The 770-nt window shown below is 73.2% G+C and carries 1 protein-coding gene; it reads right to left on the bottom strand.

The genetic code is table 11. The features are described 5' to 3' along the window. A partial coding sequence (locus APY03_RS44350; RefSeq protein ID WP_232324379.1) for a phospholipase D-like domain-containing protein occupies positions 1–770 on the bottom strand: 770 nt, incomplete at both ends.

Raw genomic sequence — 770 nt, 5'->3', positions numbered from 1 at the left:
CCAGCCACTCGATCGGCAGCAGCGACAGGAGGTCGACCCACAGGCGCCGCAGCGCGCCGGTATCGGGTTCGCTTCGGTAGCGTGCCTCGCCCTCGGGTCCGCGGTCGATCCACTCCATGCCGCCCCCGTGGAGGAGGCGCACCTCGTACGCCTGCGTCGGCACCGCCTGGTCGATCTCCACCCCCAGCCGCCGCGCGAGCGTGGGGCTGTCGATCACGACGCCCATCTCGGTGTTGAGGTGCACCGAGCGCGGATCGAGGTTGAGCGAGCCGACGAAGATGCGGCTGCGGTCCACCGCGAAGGTCTTGGCATGCAGGCTCGCGGCCGAGCTGCCGCCGGGGTTGCGGCGCCTTTCCTCCTCCGGCCGCGGCGGCGGCGCGGCGCTGGGCTTGAGCTCGTAGAGGACGACGCCGGCGGCCAGCAGGTCCTTGCGGTAGCGGGCATAGCCGGCATGCACCGCGGCGACGTCGGTCGCGGCCAGCGAGTTGGTCAGCACGCGCACCGCCACGCCGCGCCGGGCCGCCGCGGCGAGTTCCTGCGCGCCCTCCGCGCCGGGCACGAAGTAGGGGGACACCAGGTCGAGCTCGCGCCGGGGCTCGCCCATCGCTTGCTTGAGCAGGGGGAACATGAGCTGCTGCTCGTGCCCGTCGGGCGCTTGCACCTTCGACGGCAGGTCGCTCACCACGTGCGCATCGGCCCACTCGAAAGGCAGCCGGCGCGCGGCGACCTCGCGCATCAGCGGCGTCTGGCGCACCGCCTCCAGGTAGTCC

Origin of the sequence: Variovorax sp. WDL1 (genome assembly GCF_001541225.1) — a bacterium.
Classification (GTDB): domain Bacteria; phylum Pseudomonadota; class Gammaproteobacteria; order Burkholderiales; family Burkholderiaceae_C; genus Variovorax.
The sequence above is the reverse complement of the archived record's forward strand: the minus strand, read 5'-3'. Positions and strand labels throughout refer to the sequence as shown.